Here is a 17,801-nt window from a genome sequence, read left to right as displayed (position 1 = left end):
CTGTAATCGTAACGAAAAAATTCTTTATTTTTTACTTTGATTTATTAAAAATAAACTATGGAAGAATACGATTCAGTTATTATAGGTTCTGGTGTTGGAGGGTTAGCCACCGCAATATGTTTGGCGAGAGCCGGTCAAAAAGTTTTGGTTTTGGAGCAACATTATGTTCCTGGCGGCTGGAGTCATAGTTTTACTTTAAATGGGCAACGTTTTAGTCCGGGAGTTCATTATGTGGGACTTATCGATGAGGGCCAATCTACTAACGAATTGTACAGAGGCCTTGGAATTGCAAATGACATGGTTTTTTTTCGAATGAATAAATACGCTTACGAACATGGTGTTATTGGAAACGAAACATTTCATTTTCCATCGGGAGTAAATAATTTAACAGATACTCTTGTCGCCCGATTTCCAAATGAAGAAAAAAATATAAAAGAATACTTGACTCTTGTGCAAAGAGTAAATAAGGAACTGCAATTAATCCCAACTTTGAAGGGTTTTTGGCAAAATATTACGGTTCCTTTTAGAACCAAACACTTTGGTAAATTTTCATTATTTCCATTAAAAAGAGTGATCGGTTGGCACATTAAAGATCCTTTACTAAAGGCTGTTTTGAATATACAATGTGGAGATCATGGGCTTTCACCTAAAAAGGCTTGTTTTCCAGTACACTGTTCGGTTATGAATCACTATTTTGATGGTGGCTTTTATCCCATGGGTGGCGGTGGCGGTATTGTAAAGGCAATGACCAATGGAGTAAAAAGACATGGTGGTGAAGTTCGTGTAAAACAAGATGTTGATAAAATTATAATTGAAGACAAAAAAGCAATAGGAGTTCAACTTAAAAACGGGCAAAAAATATTTGCAAAGAATATCATTTCAAATGCCGATCCATCGATTACTTATTTAAATCTTGTTGGTAAACCAAACTTAAGTAAGGGCTTGGTTAAGAAATTAGAAAAAACGAAATACTCGGTAACTTCCTTGATTTTATTTTTGACATTGGATATGGATGTCACTCAGTTTGGGATTGATTCTGGAAATATTTGGATGATGAAAGATGAGAACGACGATGCCAATTTTGATGATTTAATGAATAATGAAATAGCCGATGGAGATTCATTTCCGGCAGTATTTATCAGTTGTACAACAATCAAGGACCCAGTTAGTTTCAACGGGAGGTATCATAATTTTGAAGTTGTGACTTATGTAAATTATGATAATTTGAGTGATTTTAATGGTTTGGAAGATTATCACAGTCCTGAATATACAATTTTTAAGGAAAAAGTGATTGATAAATTGATGAATAATATTGAAAAAATTATTCCCGGTGCGAAAAAAAATATTGTTCAGGTTGCATTAGGAACTCCAAAAACGAATGAATTCTATGTTAATTCGACTAGAGGAAATGTTTATGGAACAGAAAAAACATTAAATCAAGTTGGTCCTTTCTCCTATAAAAACAAATCAGAGATTGAAAATCTATTTCTTTGCGGAGCGAGCACACTTTCTCATGGGGTGGGAGGAGCTACACATTCTGGCGTTGCTGCAGCCGCATTAATTTTGAAATGTACAACCGACGAATTATTACAAGACAAAATCAATCAAAAATTACGGATTTATGATGCCGAAGATGTTTCGACTTGGCCCGATTGGATTCACGTAAAAAGAGATCATAAATTAAGAAATTTCAAAGATTTTAAAGTCTATTAGTATAAATTATAATTTTAAGTTAAATTCGCTTTTTAAACCAAATAAAAAATGAAGAACGTCCTTGTAATCTACTATTCTCAATCGGGACAATTAGAAAATATTGCCAGAAAAATAGCAACCCCACTTTTAAATTCGAATGAAATTAAGGTTCAATTTCATGAAATTAAATTAGAAAAATCGTTTCCATTTCCGTGGAATAATGACGCATTTTTTGGCTGTTTCCCTGAATCTTTTTTGCAGATTCCAGCTGCATTGAAACCTGTTTCGGAAGAGATAATGAAAACTAAATTTGATTTAATTCTTTTGAATTACCAAGTTTGGTACTTGACACCTTCAATTCCGGTTAATTCTTTTTTGAAAAGTCCTGAAGCTAAAATTTTAATGAATGAAACTCCTGTTGTGACCATAAGCGGATCTAGAAACATGTGGATTATGGCTCAGGAAAAAGTGAAAGTTTTGTTGAAAGAAAACAAAGCACTTTTGAAAGGGAATATTGCATTGGTTGACAGGGTTGGCAATTTAATTAGTGTAATCACGATTGTCGAGTGGATGTTTTCAGGAGTAAAAAAGAAATATTTGGGTATTTTTCCACTACCGGGTGTTTCCGAAAAAGATATAAATGAATCTTCAAAATTCGGAAATGTAATTCTTTCAAGCTTATTAGAAAATAGTTTGGATACCTTGCAACAAAAATTATTGGGCATTGACGCAGTAAGAATCAGTTCATATTTAGTTACTGTTGATAGAACTGCCAATAAAATATTTAATAAATGGTCTAATTTTATCATTACAAAAACAGAATCCAGAAAGTCATGGACAAAAGTTTTTAAAGTGTATTTGTTGCTTGCAATATGGTTAATCTCGCCAATAGTTTATATCTTGCACCTTCTATTGTATCCGTTCAAGATTCAAAAAATAAAGAAAGAAATAGAATATTATAAAGGAATAAATTAGATTATTATGTTTGATGTTTATATTACAAAAGCGGCTAAGTTTATGCCAAATGAGCCTATTTCTAACGATGAAATGGAAGATTATTTAGGTTTAATAAATGAAACGGAATCCAAAGCAAGAAGGCTAATTTTAAGAAACAACAAAATCGTAAGTCGATATTATGCCATAGATAAAAACGGGAAAAGTACCCACAGTAATGCAGAATTGACAAGTAATGCCATAAAAGAATTATTTGATGATACTTTTACTGCTCAAGATATGGAGTTATTATCCTGCGGGACTACAACACCGGATATTTTAGTGCCTTCACATGCAGCTATGGTTCATGGATTATTAAAAAACAAAACGTTAGAATTAAATTCTTCCTCAGGAGTTTGTTGCGCGGGAATGAATGCATTGAAGTTTGGTTTTTTGTCAATAAAATCAGGAAGTACTAAAAATGCAGTTTGTGCGGGATCAGAAAAGTTATCTACCTGGATGCAATCAGAAAAATTTGAAAATGAAGTTGTTAATCTAAAAAAATTAGAAGAGCAGCCTATTTTAGCTTTCAAAAAGGATTTTTTGCGTTGGATGTTGTCTGATGGTGCCGGAGCTTTTTTATTGGAAAATAAACCAAGTGGTTCTGTTTCATTAAAGATAGAATGGATGGAGGCTTTTTCTTATGCTTATGAACTCGAAACATGTATGTATGCCGGTGGTGATAAATTAGAAAATGGAGAAATTAAACCTTGGAATGATTATAAACCAGAACAATGGTTGAATGAATCCTTATTTGCTTTCAAACAAGATGTAAAATTATTAGATCAATTTATTTTGGTTAAGGGATCACAAAGTATGGGAGATGCATTGTCTAAAAATAATGTTACAGCAGATCAGATTGATTATTTTCTTCCGCACGTTTCTTCTCATTATTTTGTTGATGGATTACATAAAGCATTGGCTGAAAATGGAATGGATATTCCAATGGAAAAATGGTTTATGAATTTGGCAAATGTTGGTAATGTTGGTGCAGCTTCTATATATTTGGCTTTAGAAGAGTTAATGAACTCGGGTAAACTCAAAAAAGGTAATAAAGTATTATTGTCAGTTCCTGAAAGTGGTCGTTTTTCTTATGCTTATGCTTATCTAACTGTTTGTTAATGCCAAATCTTATCAATAACTCAATTGGAGATAGTGATTTTGTCGGAAGCTTAATTCCGCAAAGATTTCCGTTTGTGATGGTGGACAAGTTGTATTCTTTCACTGAAACAACTTTGGTTTCTGGATTTAAAATAAAAGAAAATGCTCTTTTTTTTAAGAATGGAAATTTTGTTGAGTCGGGTATAATTGAACATATGGCGCAATCTGTAGCATTGCATACCGGATATCAATTTTTTTTAAGAAAAGAAAAAGCTCCTACTGGATATATTGGCTCAATCAAAGAAATCGAGATAAAAAAACTTCCAACTTTAAATGATGAAATAAAAACTACAGTAAATATTCTTCATGAATTTGCGGGTATAACTTTGGTAGATATTGTTTCAGAAATAAACGATGTTGAAATCGCTAGAGGTCAAATGAAGACTATTCTGGCCAAATAACAAAACACCGTGAACTCACAAGAAAATACAAACCCAATCGATATACAACGCTATTTGCCACATCGGGCACCTATGCTTATGGTAGATATGATTTTGGAAATGGATGACGAAAGAGTAGAAACCATTTTTGAAATTAAATCGGATAATATTTTTTTGAAGGATATTTTTTTTACAGAAACCGGTCTAATAGAAAACATGGCACAAACCTGTTCCTCGGTGGTTGCAAAAGACTATTTTGTGGATGAAAACAATAAAGATAAATCTGGTGTAAATGTTGTTGGTTTTATAAGCGGAATTAAAAGTTTAAAAATTCATTCTTTACCGGCAGTAGGTACTGTAATTGATACCAAAGCGTTATTGATATCCAAATTTATTACAGATTCGTATAGTTTGTGTACTATGAAATGTCAAACATTTGGCAACACTGTTCTTTTGTTGGAAGGAGAAATTACACTGTTTATTCAAGAAAATAAATTTTAGTTTTATAAAAATGAAAAAAGAAGAAGTTCCACAAGATAAAGGCAATCTTTCCAATAAAAATATGAAAGAGCTAGTGTACGCAACGGATGAAAAAGGTAATTACACCACAGCTTTGAGTACCGGTTGGGAGCCCAAAACTATTGCGCTTTCTAATTCAATTGATGAAATAAGCGAGAGAATTGCTATTGCAAAGGCTCAGGTTGAGAATAATGAAGTGAGCCCCATTTGTTATTATATGGAATTGTGCAGAATGGATATTGGCGTGCTTTCTAGTTATGTGGGAATGTGGCAATGGAGGGTGAAAAGACATTTTAAACCTAGAGTTTTTATAGGATTAAGCGATAAAATTTTGGGTAAATATGCTGAATCGTTCAACATCACTATCGAAGAATTGAAAAATTTTAAAACGAATTAATGGAAACCAATTTTACACATCATCAATCGGCTCATTGTGAGAATGGAGTTGCTTCCAATTTGTTAAAACATAATGGATTGAACATTAGCGAACCTATGGTTTTTGGAATCGGTTCTGGACTTTTCTTTGTTTATTTGCCTTTTTTAAAAGTGAATTATGCGCCGGCAATCAGTTACAGGCCTATGCCGGGTTCTATTTTTAATAAGTTGGCCAAGCGATTGGGATTAAAAATAAAAAGACAAAAATTTTCCAGTGAAGCCAATGCCATTAAAGCATTAGATGAAAATTTAAAAAATAATATTCCTTCCGGATTGCAAGTAGGCGTTTATAATCTTACCTATTTTCCTGATGAATATCGTTTTCATTTTAACGCTCATAACCTAGTGGTTTATGGAAAAACGGAAACCGATTATTTAATCAGTGATCCCGTTATGGAAAACGTAACGACGCTTACACATGCCGAATTGAATAAAGTGCGTTTTGCCAGAGGGGCTTTTGCGCCAAGAGGTCAAATGTATTATCCAATTCAGGTTCCTGCCAATGTCGATTTGAAAGGAGCAATTATAAAAGGAATAAAAAATACATGTAGGGACATGTTGGCACCCATGCCGATTATCGGAGTGCGCGGAATTCGTTACGTAGCCAAACTCATAAAAAAATGGCCTGTAAAAGAAGGAATCAAGAAAGCCAATCATTATTTGGCTCAAATTGTTAGAATGCAGGAAGAAATAGGAACAGGTGGCGGAGGTTTCCGATTTATATATGCAGCCTTTTTACAAGAGGCTTCTGTAATTTTAGAAAATAAAGAACTGCAAACGCTTTCACTTGAAATGACTGCTATTGGTGATTTATGGCGAGATTTTGCTGTAGAAGCTTCTCGAGTTTATAAAAATAGAAGCACTAAAGTTGATGTTTACAATACCCTTTCGGATGAACTTTTGGTTATTGCCGATAAAGAAGAAGCATTTTTTAAGAAATTAAAAAAAGCTATAAGCTAAAAAAAAAAGCCATTTTGAAATCTATTATTCAAATATCAAATCTGTCCAAAATGTACAAAGATGCCGAAACGTATTCTTTGGATAATTTTACTTTGGATATAAAAGAAGGCCAAATTTTTGGTTTGTTAGGTCCCAATGGAGCCGGAAAAACAACATTGATTTCCATACTTTGTGGCTTGGTTAAGCCCACTTCCGGAAGTTTTACCATAGATGGTTTGACGTATGCCAAAAATGCTTTCAAAATTAAAGAAATAATTGGAGTTGTTCCGCAAGAATATGCTTTATACCCAACTTTAACTGCTAGAGAAAATTTATTGTATTTTGGAAGTATGTATGGTTTAAAGGGAGCCGATCTCAAAGAAAAAGTGATTGACAGCCTCGAATTTCTTGGACTTTTAAAGTTTGCAGATAAGCGTATCGAAACCTTTTCGGGAGGTATGAAACGTCGTGTCAATTTGATTGCTGGAATTTTGCATAATCCTAAAGTGCTTTTCCTAGATGAACCAACAGTAGGTGTTGATGTACATTCGAAAAATGTTATCATAGAGTACTTAAAGGAACTTAATAAAACCGGAACCACCATTATATATACTTCACACCATTTATCTGAAGCACAGGATTTTTGTACTAATATTGCTATTATCGATAGAGGAATAATTTATGCAGAGGGAACGCCAAACGATTTGATTTCAGCTACCGCAAATGCCAGAAATCTGGAAGATGTTTTTATTTCATTAACCGGAAAAGAATTGAGAGATGATATATAAACTTTTTAGATCTGTATTTAAAGAATTCTTGTTGTTAAAACGAGATATGGGCGGCGTAGTAACGTTATTTTTGATGCCATTAGTATTAATTATAACAGTGACACTCATTCAGGACAGTACTTTTAAAACCAAAAACGATTCGAAAATACCTATTCTTTTGGTTGATTATGACAAGGGAAATGTTTCTAAAACGGTTTATGATAATTTACAAAAAAGCAATGTTTTTTCGGTTATTACCAAAATAGACAACCAAGCTATTACGGAGGCTATTGCCAAAGAAGCTGTTTTTAAAGGGAAATATCAGCTGGCAATAATTATCCCATCACATTTAAGTGTCGATTTGCAGGCAAAGATTGATCAAAATGTTCAAAAAATTGTAAGCAGTCTTGGATTTGCAGATTCTTTGTCAACTCAATCTAAAGTTAAAATTGTAAACCAAAAAGAGGTGAAATTATATTTTGATCCAGCGGTACAATTGAGTTTTAAAAGTGGCGTTATGAATGCTATTGACAAAATGATTTCTCAAATAGAAACAAAATCAATCTATACTACTTTTCAAGAACAACTTGGCGAAGGAGACACAAGTTTTGAGCAAAAGAGTTTTATTACTTTCAAAGAAATTGTGCCTAGAGTAAACAACAAAGATATAACACCAAATTCAGTACAACACAATGTTCCCGCATGGACACTTTTTGCTATATTTTTTATAGTAATTCCTTTGTCTATTAATATTGTAAAAGAGAAAACACAAGGAACTTTTATACGTTTACGTACTAATCCTGTATCGAATAGTATTGTTTTGGCTGGAAAAACAGTTATGTATCTAATCATTTGTTTGATTCAGTTTTACATGATGGTTGGAGTAGCTATATTCTTGTTTCCACATTTAGGTTTGCCAGCGCTCAATGTCGAAGGAAATCTGATGTTAATGACTGTTGTTGCTTTATTTTCAGGTTTAGCGGCAATAGGTTTTGGAATTTTATTGGGGACCATTGCCAAAACACAAGAACAATCGGCTCCGTTTGGTGCAACTGCAGTAATTATTTTGGCGGCTATTGGGGGTGTTTGGGTTCCAGTATTTGCGATGCCAAAAATAATGCAGATCATAGCACAATCCTCACCAATGAACTGGGGATTGGAAGCTTTTTATGATGTACTTTTGCGCAATGCAAGTCTGTTGGACTTGGTTCCCGAATTAAGTTTATTATTTTTATTTTTTATTGTTACCACAACCATTGCATTGCTGTATGAAAAGAAGAAAAGAGCTGTATAACGAAGCAACCGCTTTGACCATCACCCAAGAAATTAGAGTGCGATTTAATGAAACTGATCCGCTTGGAATTGTTTGGCATGGTAATTATATCACTTATTTTGAAGATGGGAGAGAGGCTTTTGGTCGTCATCACGGGATTTCTTATTTGGATATTTTTGATAGTGGGTTTACAACACCTATTGTAAAATCGACTTGTGAACACAAGTTATCGTTGCGATATGGTGATATTGCCCGTATAGAAACAACGATTGTAGACACTCCAGCTGCAAAAATGATTTACAGATACAAAATATTCGATGCAAAAAACGAAATTGCCTGTACAGGAGAAACAGTTCAGGTTTTTTTGGATGCGAAAGGAGAATTGATGTTGACTAATCCTCCATTTTATGAAGAATGGAAACGTAAAGTGGGATTGATAAATTAATATGTTAAGAGAAGTTTATATAACCGAAACAAACTGCATTACACCCATTGGGTTTGATGTTGCTGCCAATATAAAAAATATTGAAAATAAAGTTTCCGGTATACAATTGCATAACAATACCGATTTGATGAATACGCCATTTTATGCTTCGATCATTAAGGACGAGGATCTGGATTTGGCTTTTGAAAAAGTGGCTCCTAAAGGGAATTACTCCAGATTGGAAAAAATGATGATTCTGGCTCTGGACCCAATTGTCAATAAAGCAAAATTAGCATTAGACTCAAAAATAGGTTTTATACTTTCGACAACCAAAGGTAATGTTTCTGATTTAAAAAAGAATACTGAAAACATTCCTGAACAGGTATATTTACATCAACTAGCAAATACCATTGCTGATTTTTTTGGATTTAAAACGGAACCGATTGTAGTTTCAAATGCCTGTGTTTCTGGTATTTTAGCGGTGTCGGTAGCCAAACGGTTAATCCAGGCTGAAGTGTATGATGCTGTATTTGTTGTTGCTGGCGATGAAGTTTCAGACTTTGTTGTGTCGGGGTTTAATTCGTTTCAGGCGATGAGTGATTTGCCGTGCAAACCGTATTCTATAAACAGGACCGGAGTTACACTAGGCGAGGCGGCCGCAGCAGTTTTGGTTTCTAAAGACAAAAAAAATGCCAAAATTATAATAATCGGTGACGGCTCAATCAACGATGCCAATCATATTTCAGGCCCTTCCAGAACTGGAGAAGGACTTTATAGAAGTATCGAAAGTGCTTTGGCGGAAGCCAAAATAAACAGCAATCAAATTGATTATATTTCGGCACACGGTACAGCCACTCCGTTTAATGATGAAATGGAAGCCATTGCGTTCAATAGATTGGGACTCGAAAAAGTTCCGGTAAATAGTCTAAAAGGCTTTTATGGGCATACATTAGGCGCATCCGGATTATTGGAAACCGTAATTGGAATTCAATCGGTTCAGGAAAGTAAACTCTTTGTTTCATTGGGTTTTGATCAAATAGGAGTGAGTCAGGAGATTAATGTGATACAAGAAACAGAGGGTAAAGATATTACTTGCTTTTTGAAAACCGCTTCTGGTTTTGGAGGTTGCAACACAGCAGTTTTATTCGAAAAAGTTAAGTAATGGGAATAAATAAAACCTATATTCAGTCCTATTGTACGATTCGGAATAACGAGGTTATACTGAATGGAGAATCTATTTTAAAGTTGGAACCAACTACTTTTTCTGATTTTTCAAAGAAAACCTATCAAAGTTTTGAAATGAATTATCCCAAGTTTTTTAAAATGGATAATTTGAGTAAATTGGCTTTTTTGGGTGCAGAACTGCTTTTGAAAACAGAGTATGAAGCTGATGTGGAAAACAATATTGCATTGGTTTTTGCCAACACATCATCAAGCCTGGATACTGATATGAAATATCAAAATTCTATTTCAGATCCAGATAATTTTTATCCGAGTCCAGCGGTCTTTGTCTATACTTTGCCAAATATTTGCCTTGGCGAAATAAGTATCAGGCATCAATTGAAAAGCGAAAATTCTTTCTTTATATTTGCGGATTATAATCCTATTTTTATGGAGAAATATTCCAATTTACTTTTAAAAACGAATAAAGCAGATAAAGTATTATGTGGATGGGTTGAATATTACAATGAAGAATATAATGCCTTTTTGTATTTAGTAGATAAAAAAGGAGAATTAGTACACGAACAAGAACTATTAAAAAAACTATACAATCAATAAATTATGGAAGCATTAAAACAAGAATTAAAAAGTAAAATCATTGAAGTTTTGAACCTTGAAGATATAACAATAGAAGATATCAATGATGATGATGCCTTATTTGGCGATGGGCTAGGACTTGATTCTATCGATGCATTAGAACTTATTGTTATGTTGGACAAGGATTACGGAATAAAATTAATTGACCCAAAAGAAGGAAAAACTATTTTTCAATCTATAGAAACCATGGCTGCCTATATTGCTGCCAATAGGGTGAAATAATTTTAGAATTTAGACTTTTAGATATTAAAACGTTTATAAAACAGGAGTATTTTAATCATCTAATAATTTAAGCAATCTAAATAATCCAAGAAGTCTAATAATCTAGCAATCTAAAATGAATAAAGGAGTCGCCATAACGGGTATGGGTATAATTTCTTCCATCGGAAATACCGTTGAAGAAAATTTTAACGCCTTGCTGAACAGCCAGGTAGCAATTACAACCATCGAAAATATTTCGACAGTACATGCTGATGTCATTAAAGTAGGGGAAATTAAAAAAAACAATCAGGAATTAATTGAAGAATTGAAGTTAGATCGAGATAATAATTTTTCCAGAACAGCTATGCTTGGTGCAATTGCAGCAAAACAAGCCGTAAAAAATGCGGGTATTACTTCGATTAACGAATATAAAACAGGTTTGGTTTCGGCAACTAGTGTGGGCGGAATGGATATGACGGAACGCTTCTACTATGAATATTTTGAAAATCCAGAGACTATAAAATACATCAGTAGCCATAATGCCGGGGATGTTACCGATAAAATTGCAAGTGAATTGGGGCTAATTGGAATGGTTACCACCATCAGCACTGCCTGTTCTTCGGCGGCGAACGCCATTATGCTGGGTGCCCGTTTGATAAAATCGGGCAAACTGGATCGCGTTATTGTTGGTGGAACAGATGCTTTGTCAAAATTTACAATCAATGGGTTTAAGACCTTAATGATTTTATCAGATGGATATAATACTCCGTTTGATAACGATCGTAAAGGGCTGAATCTGGGTGAAGCTGCTGCTTATCTGGTCCTTGAATCAGATGAAATTGTAAAAAAAGAAAACAAGAAAGTACTGGCCAGAGTTTCTGGTTATGGCAATGCAAATGATGCTTTTCATCAAACGGCCTCTTCAGAGAATGGAGATGGTGCTTTTTTAGCGATGGAAAAAGCTTTTCAGGTAGCACAATTAAAGCGAGAGCAAATTGATTATATCAATGTTCACGGTACTGCAACGCCCAATAATGATTTGTCCGAAGGTCGAGCGATGGTTCGCATTTTTGGAGAAAACAATGCACCAGATTTTAGTTCCACCAAACCTTTTACGGGACATACTTTGGCAGCTGCTGCAGCAATTGAGGCGGTCTTTAGTGTGTTGGCAATTCAGCATAATGTGGTTTTTCCTAATTTGAATTTCAAAACACCAATGACAGAATTTAATTTGATTCCGCAAACAACCTTGAAGCACAAAAATATTGAACATGTATTATCCAATTCTTTTGGTTTTGGGGGTAATTGTTCGACTCTTATATTTTCAAAAAGCGAATAGAATTTTATGAAAAAGACATATATCAACGGATTAGGTTGTATTTCTGCTCAAAAAACATTCGATACTGTTTTTTTGGAAGAGGCCGAAGTTAATAACAATGATATTTTTTTACCATTAAAAACACCTGTTTATAAGGATTTTATTCCTCCGGTTGCTATTCGAAGAATGGCAAAAGGAGTTAAAAATGGTATTGTAGCTTCGATACTTGCTTTGAGAGAAGCAAAATTGGAGTCTGTTGATGCAATTATTACAGGAACTGGAATGGGTTGCATTGAAGATTCGGAGAAATTTTTAAAAGCCATTCTCGATAATGACGAACAGTTTTTAACACCAACATCTTTTATTCAATCGACACACAATACAGTTGGTGGTCAGATTGCATTGGGTTTACAGTGTAAATCGTATAATTTGACTTATGTAAACGGATCGATTTCGTTTGAATCTGCATTACTCGACGCCAAAATGAAGATCGAAGAGCATGATGCAACTTCTGTTTTAGTTGGAGGAATTGATGAAATTGCCGATTACACGGCTTCACTTTTTAAGTTGGCAGGATTTATAAAAAAAGAAAATGAAAAACCTTTTTCTGTTTTGGGATCCACTACAAAGGGGGTTGTTTTTAGTGAAGGATCCACTTTTTTTGTTTTAGAGAATGAAAAAAAAGAAAATTCGCAGGTTGAAATTTTGGATATTGAAATCATTAATGCATTAGATATTTCTGAAGTTGAAAATAAAATCATAGAGTTTTTAAATTCGAATAATTTGAATCCAGAAACGATTGATGCTGTAGTTCTTGGATATAATGGTGATGTAGAATCTGATTTGTATTATAAAAACCTATCTGAAAGAAGTTTTGCAAATACACCGCAAATGTACTACAAGCATTTGATTGGCGAATATGATACTGCCTCGGCATTCGGGTTGTGGGTTGCAGTAAAAATCATTAAAACCCAAACTATTCCCGAAATAATAAAAGTGAATACTTTGGAAAAATCAGAATATAAAACCATTCTTTTATACAATCAGCGTAACGGAATTGACCATAGTTTTACTTTAATAACAAAATGCTAAAACACAAAATAACAGCTGTTTTTTTTATTTCGATTTTGATGCTACTCACTTTTTTTAGTTTTTTTGTAGCTATTGAAATCAAGTACTTTATAATGGTTGCTTGTCTTTGGTTCTTGGTAGTTTTGATTGGTTCCTCTTTTATTTCATTAAATTATCATGTCAATGCCTACTGCAATAATCCAACAGAAACTGACAAGAAAATTGCAATTACATTTGATGATGGCCCCCATGATTTTACTCTGCCAGTTCTTGATGTTTTAAAGAAGTACAATGTTAAAGCTACTTTTTTTTGCATCGGAAAAAATGTCGAATCACATCCGGAAAACTTAAAAAAAATTATTGACGAAGGTCATGTGATTGGAAATCATTCGTATAGTCATTCGTCGGTTTTTGATTTTTATAGAAAAGACCGCGTGATAGCCGAAATTAAAAAAACGGATGCCTTGATTGAATCGGTTACAGGAAAAAAAACAACACTGTTTAGACCGCCGTATGGAGTTACCAATCCTTCAATTCGAAGAGCTCTGGCCGTTACCAAACACAAAACAATTGGTTGGAATATTAGGTCATTGGATGGTATTATAAAAAACGAAAAATTTATTTTTGAAAGAGTTATTAAAAGGATTAAACCCGGAGGAATTGTACTTTTGCATGATACATCCCTGCAAACGGTAATTGTATTGGAACAAATATTGCAATTTTTACAAAAAAATAATTATACGGTTGTTTCACTAGAGCAACTGTTGCATATCAAAGCTTATGAAGATTAAAATTTATATAATAGTGCTGTTTCTAATTGGTTTTCAATTTAAAGCATTAGCGCAAGAGCAAAAAATGGTTGAAAGCGAAATTGTTGCTTTTAAACAGTCTGTTGCTGTAATGGCAAAAAAAATCAAGAGTTTGAATACAGATTTTGTACAATACAAGCATTTGGATTTCTTATCGAAAGATATTGAAACTTCCGGAAAAATGATTTTTAAGGAGCCGAATACTTTGCTTTGGCAATATAAAAAGCCATACAGTTATTCTATTATTTTTAAGAATGGAAAAATATTGATTAACGATGAAGGTAAAAAAAGTGCCGTAGATATTGGGAATAGTAAGCTTTTCGGGAAAATAAATAAGCTGATCGTTGGCAGTGTAAGTGGCGATTTATTTGATGATAATGAATTTTCTATAACATATTTTAAAAATAAAGAGCAAAATATTAGTAAATTTATTCCAAAAGATGCAACTTTAAAGAAATATATCAAGCAAATTGAATTAACTTTTGACAAAGAGGAGGCTACCGTGGTTCAAGTTAAATTGTTGGAATCATCGTCAGATTATACCCGAATTGTTTTTAAAAACAAAATAATCAATGCAAAAATCGACGAATCTGCCTTTACGAATTAGCTATTTATTGCTGCTTTTTTTAATTTCATGCACTACAAACAAAGTTGTAAAGGGCTACCAGCCCACTAATTTAGAAAAAACTTCTTTTGAAGTTCCTTATTTTTCAAACCCAGATATCGATTATGTTTACAAAGCCAATATCACGGTTTATGGAAAAGAATTGACGGGTATTTTTATTGCCAAGAAAATTAATGAAACGACACACAGAGTCGCTTTTACAACCGAATTTGGTAATAAATTATTGGATTTTGAAATATCAGAAACTGATTTTAAAGTAAATTCAATTGTAGATGAATTGAATAAAAAAATACTGATTAATACATTGAAATCAGATTTTAGATTACTGTTGCGAAGTCATTATGTGACTAAAGCTCAGTTTGAAAACCAACAAAATAAAATCTATCTCTCCAAACAGGGCAAGATGTTGAATTATCTTTTTGTTTTCAAATCCGATAACAGTTTAAACAAAATTATTCATGCTTCGAAAAGAAAAGAAAAAATAACCCTCTTTTTTGCTTCAGAAAACAATATTTTTGCCTCGAGAATTGTCATTAAGCATAAGGGCATACCATTAAAAATTGAATTAAATTATTTTAAGGAAGACGGTGCTAAAGAACAATCCACCGAAGCGCCTGTAAATGAAGAGCCTACGAATGAAGAACCTACAAATTAATCCATCATGAAATTAAATAATCAAAGTGTCGCAGGAATAGTTATAATCCTTTTTACTTTTTTTGCAAGCTTGCAAACTCAGGCTCAGGTTACTTTTAGACCAGGGTTAAGGGCAGGAGCCAATTTTTCTCATTTTACCAAAGGGAATAATTATTATTATGATCCTTATAATCCAAATAGCAATTCTAGTTCAAACAATATAGATTACAGTACAAAAACAAGTTTTTATATCGGATTTTATGGCGCTTTGAAACTCTCTAAATATTATACGCTGCAACCAGAAATTGATTATTCATCTCAAGGCTCAAATTATAGTTCATCAACCAATAGAAATGTTGATTTAAATGTGGATTATTTGTCTTTCGAGATCATGAATAAATTTACTTTCAACGATAAGTTTAATGTTCATTTAGGCCCAACTCTTGATTTTGTGGTGAACAAAAACTTTGATACCGATACCAATGTTGATATGGCTTTTGTATTGGGAATGGGTGTAAATCTCACGCCAAATTTTGGAATAGAAGCAAGAGTAAAAAAGGGTATTATTCCGGTTATTGACTTTGACAGTAATCACACCAATGTAGTTTTCTCAATTGGTGGAACGTATACTTTTGATGTAAAATAAAAAAAACATGTTATTACAAGATTTTTATACAATAACTTCATTAGAAAAAACCGCTGAATCAAAATATTTGGCAATGATTTTAATAAATGAAGAGCATGATGTTTTCAATGGACATTTTCCAGGTAATCCTATAATGCCAGGGGTATGTATGATGCAAATTATTAAAGAACTTACGGAGCAAATTACCGAAAGTTCTTTGTTTATGCAATCCCTATCGAATGTTAAATTCATGGCATTAATTAACCCATTCAACACTCCGGAATTGCGCTTGGAACTGGATATTACAACAACTGAGGACGATTTGGTAAAAGTGAAAAATATCAGTTATTTTAATGAAACTGTTGCCTTAAAATTGAGCAGTGTCTACCGAAAAATAGAATCTTAAAATAATTAATTTTTAATTTCATTTTTGATGAAAACATTTTTTGCCTGCATTCTTTTTTTTACTTTTAATGGTAATCCTACTATTGCCGAAGTTAGAAAATTATACGCTACCGCCAATAATTCTGAAACTAATGCCAAAGAATTTTCAGCAAAACTTGCCGATGTTTCTAAAGAAGACAATAAGACCTTAGTTGCTTACAAAGGTGCTTCTATTGTCATACTATCAAAATTGGAAAAGAAGATTTCGAACAAATCCAAAAAATTCAAAGAAGGAGCAGATTTAATTGAATTTGCGGTTGCCAGCGAACCCAATAACATTGAAATCCGTTTGGTTCGGCTAAGCATTCAGGAAAATGTTCCTAAAATTGTTAATTATAGAGGAGATAAAAAGGAAGATAAAAAGTTTCTGTTGGACCATTATAAGGAGCAAACTGGAATTTTAAAAGAATATATAGGTAATTTTATAACGCAATCCAAAAGCTTTACATCAGCCGAAAAGCTGTTGGTAAATTAGTAAACGAATACGTCAAAATGGAGTCTAATTTTTATGAAGATAAAAGTATAAAAGAAGCTAAAATTTGTGTTATTGTACCTACATACAATAATCACAAAACCTTGAAACGCGTTTTAGATTCCATTTTGGTCCATACTTCAGATGTTATTGTAGTCAATGACGGTTCTACGGATACAACTTTTCAAATTCTTGAAAAGTATCAAAATGTTGTTCAAATTCATCATCATAAAAATTCAGGCAAAGGAACTGCTATTCGAAATGGTTTTAAAAAGGCAATCGAATTAAATTACAATTATGCCATAACAATTGATTCCGACGGGCAACATTTTGCCTCAGATATTCCCGGTTTTATTGAGGCTCTTAAAAACGAAGGAGATGTACTTTTGATAGGAAGCCGTAATATGACGCATGAAAATGTGCCTAAAAAAAGTAGTTTTGGCAATAAATTTTCCAATTTTTGGTTTTGGTTCGAAACCGGAAACAAACTGGAAGACACACAATCGGGTTTTAGATTGTACCCTTTAGATAAAATTCCAAGTCGTTATTTTACCAATAAATTTGAGTTTGAGATTGAAGTAATTGTGCGTGCTGCATGGAATAATGTTCCGGTAAAAAACATTCCAATCCAAGTTTTGTACGATCCGTCAGAACGTGTTTCTCATTTTCGTCCTTTCAAAGATTTTACAAGAATCAGTATTTTAAACACGGTTTTGGTTACAATCGCTTTGTTTTATATCAAACCTCGCCATTTTTTTCAAAAACTAAAAAAAAAAGGAATTAAGAAATTTTTCTTGGAAAATGTATTGGAAAGCAATGATTCGAATGCCCGAAAAGCAACATCAATTGCCTTGGGCGTTTTTATAGGTATATCGCCTTTTTGGGGTTTTCAAACCATTATAGTTATTGCTTTGGCTGTATTATTTAAGTTGAATAAAGCTATAGCTTTTGCATTTTCTAACATTAGTTTTCCGCCGTTAATTCCTTTTGTAATTTACGGATCTTTGAAAATTGGGAGTTACTTTATTATAAGTGACAAACCATTACTTTTAAATACGGAAATGACTTTTGCTGATATTCAAAAAAACATAAGTCAATATTTGGTGGGAAGTTTTGTTTTGGCGACTCTTATGGCGTTGCTTTTTGGTACAACCAGTTATTTGCTGTTGACTTTTGTAAATAATTTTAAACATAAAAAATAG

22 protein-coding genes are annotated in these 17,801 nt (G+C 33.1%); all 22 read left to right on the top strand.

What is annotated here, in order from left to right; all coding sequences use genetic code 11:
- Positions 1-57: 57 nt before the first annotated feature.
- The 22 genes from OLM57_RS16455 (at position 58) to OLM57_RS16350 (ending at position 17,801) form a co-directional block, all read left to right on the top strand.
- A complete protein-coding gene (locus OLM57_RS16455; protein ID WP_264564782.1) occupies positions 58-1,713 on the top strand; it encodes a phytoene desaturase family protein in 1,656 nt (551 codons plus the stop codon).
- A gap of 48 nt (positions 1,714-1,761) precedes the next feature.
- Positions 1,762-2,667, top strand: a complete 906-nt coding sequence (locus OLM57_RS16450; RefSeq protein WP_264564781.1) for a dialkylrecorsinol condensing enzyme DarA — start codon at positions 1,762-1,764, stop codon at positions 2,665-2,667.
- Positions 2,668-2,673: 6 nt separating this feature from the next.
- Positions 2,674-3,807 (top strand): beta-ketoacyl-ACP synthase III, encoded by a 1,134-nt coding sequence (locus tag OLM57_RS16445; RefSeq protein ID WP_264564780.1) that lies wholly within the window; start codon positions 2,674-2,676, stop codon positions 3,805-3,807.
- Complete coding sequence (locus tag OLM57_RS16440; RefSeq protein WP_264564779.1) at positions 3,807-4,247, top strand: hypothetical protein; 441 nt, start codon at positions 3,807-3,809, stop codon at positions 4,245-4,247. The genes OLM57_RS16445 and OLM57_RS16440 overlap by 1 nt, the downstream gene beginning before the upstream one ends.
- A 9-nt stretch (positions 4,248-4,256) precedes the next feature.
- Entirely contained in the window at positions 4,257-4,727 is a 471-nt protein-coding gene (locus OLM57_RS16435; protein WP_319800253.1) for an ABC transporter permease, read from the top strand.
- Positions 4,728-4,737: 10 nt separating this feature from the next.
- Entirely contained in the window at positions 4,738-5,142 is a 405-nt protein-coding gene (locus OLM57_RS16430) for a hypothetical protein (protein WP_264564778.1), read from the top strand.
- Positions 5,142-6,140, top strand: a complete 999-nt coding sequence (locus OLM57_RS16425) for a BtrH N-terminal domain-containing protein (RefSeq protein ID WP_264564777.1) — start codon at positions 5,142-5,144, stop codon at positions 6,138-6,140. Before OLM57_RS16430 ends, OLM57_RS16425 begins: the two co-directional genes overlap by 1 nt.
- A gap of 14 nt (positions 6,141-6,154) precedes the next feature.
- Complete coding sequence (locus OLM57_RS16420; RefSeq protein WP_264564776.1) at positions 6,155-6,907, top strand: ABC transporter ATP-binding protein; 753 nt, start codon at positions 6,155-6,157, stop codon at positions 6,905-6,907.
- Positions 6,897-8,180, top strand: coding sequence for an ABC transporter permease (locus tag OLM57_RS16415; protein WP_264564775.1), 1,284 nt, complete (start codon positions 6,897-6,899; stop codon positions 8,178-8,180). Before OLM57_RS16420 ends, OLM57_RS16415 begins: the two co-directional genes overlap by 11 nt.
- Positions 8,155-8,604 carry an acyl-CoA thioesterase gene (locus OLM57_RS16410; protein WP_264564774.1) on the top strand — a complete coding sequence of 150 codons (450 nt, stop codon included), beginning with the start codon at positions 8,155-8,157 and terminating at the stop codon, positions 8,602-8,604. Before OLM57_RS16415 ends, OLM57_RS16410 begins: the two co-directional genes overlap by 26 nt.
- A gap of 1 nt (position 8,605) precedes the next feature.
- Positions 8,606-9,745, top strand: coding sequence for a beta-ketoacyl-[acyl-carrier-protein] synthase family protein (locus OLM57_RS16405; RefSeq protein ID WP_264564773.1), 1,140 nt, complete (start codon positions 8,606-8,608; stop codon positions 9,743-9,745).
- A complete protein-coding gene (locus OLM57_RS16400) occupies positions 9,745-10,362 on the top strand; it encodes a 3-oxoacyl-ACP synthase (protein WP_264564772.1) in 618 nt (205 codons plus the stop codon). The genes OLM57_RS16405 and OLM57_RS16400 overlap by 1 nt, the downstream gene beginning before the upstream one ends.
- A gap of 3 nt (positions 10,363-10,365) precedes the next feature.
- Positions 10,366-10,623 carry a phosphopantetheine-binding protein gene (locus tag OLM57_RS16395; protein ID WP_264564771.1) on the top strand — a complete coding sequence of 86 codons (258 nt, stop codon included), beginning with the start codon at positions 10,366-10,368 and terminating at the stop codon, positions 10,621-10,623.
- Positions 10,624-10,738: 115 nt separating this feature from the next.
- Positions 10,739-11,941: a beta-ketoacyl-[acyl-carrier-protein] synthase family protein gene (locus OLM57_RS16390; protein ID WP_264564770.1), complete on the top strand. Its 1,203-nt coding sequence runs from the start codon at positions 10,739-10,741 to the stop codon at positions 11,939-11,941.
- Positions 11,942-11,947: 6 nt separating this feature from the next.
- A complete protein-coding gene (locus tag OLM57_RS16385; protein WP_264564769.1) occupies positions 11,948-13,012 on the top strand; it encodes a beta-ketoacyl synthase chain length factor in 1,065 nt (354 codons plus the stop codon).
- A complete protein-coding gene (locus tag OLM57_RS16380; RefSeq protein WP_264564768.1) occupies positions 13,006-13,782 on the top strand; it encodes a polysaccharide deacetylase family protein in 777 nt (258 codons plus the stop codon). The genes OLM57_RS16385 and OLM57_RS16380 overlap by 7 nt, the downstream gene beginning before the upstream one ends.
- Positions 13,772-14,407 carry an outer membrane lipoprotein carrier protein LolA gene (locus OLM57_RS16375; protein WP_264564767.1) on the top strand — a complete coding sequence of 212 codons (636 nt, stop codon included), beginning with the start codon at positions 13,772-13,774 and terminating at the stop codon, positions 14,405-14,407. The genes OLM57_RS16380 and OLM57_RS16375 overlap by 11 nt, the downstream gene beginning before the upstream one ends.
- A complete protein-coding gene (locus OLM57_RS16370; protein WP_264564766.1) occupies positions 14,373-15,080 on the top strand; it encodes a hypothetical protein in 708 nt (235 codons plus the stop codon). The genes OLM57_RS16375 and OLM57_RS16370 overlap by 35 nt, the downstream gene beginning before the upstream one ends.
- Before the next feature lie 6 nt (positions 15,081-15,086).
- Positions 15,087-15,704: an outer membrane beta-barrel protein gene (locus OLM57_RS16365; RefSeq protein WP_264564765.1), complete on the top strand. Its 618-nt coding sequence runs from the start codon at positions 15,087-15,089 to the stop codon at positions 15,702-15,704.
- Between the two features lie 7 nt (positions 15,705-15,711).
- Complete coding sequence (locus OLM57_RS16360; RefSeq protein ID WP_264564764.1) at positions 15,712-16,089, top strand: 3-hydroxyacyl-ACP dehydratase; 378 nt, start codon at positions 15,712-15,714, stop codon at positions 16,087-16,089.
- Positions 16,090-16,116: 27 nt separating this feature from the next.
- Positions 16,117-16,602, top strand: a complete 486-nt coding sequence (locus OLM57_RS16355; RefSeq protein WP_264564763.1) for a hypothetical protein — start codon at positions 16,117-16,119, stop codon at positions 16,600-16,602.
- Between the two features lie 17 nt (positions 16,603-16,619).
- Positions 16,620-17,801 carry a DUF2062 domain-containing protein gene (locus OLM57_RS16350; RefSeq protein ID WP_264564762.1) on the top strand — a complete coding sequence of 394 codons (1,182 nt, stop codon included), beginning with the start codon at positions 16,620-16,622 and terminating at the stop codon, positions 17,799-17,801.

Origin of the sequence: Flavobacterium sp. N3904 (genome assembly GCF_025947305.1) — a bacterium.
Classification (GTDB): Bacteria; Bacteroidota; Bacteroidia; order Flavobacteriales; family Flavobacteriaceae; genus Flavobacterium.
Note: the sequence above shows the minus strand (reverse complement) of the source record. Positions and strands in the feature narration are given on the sequence as shown.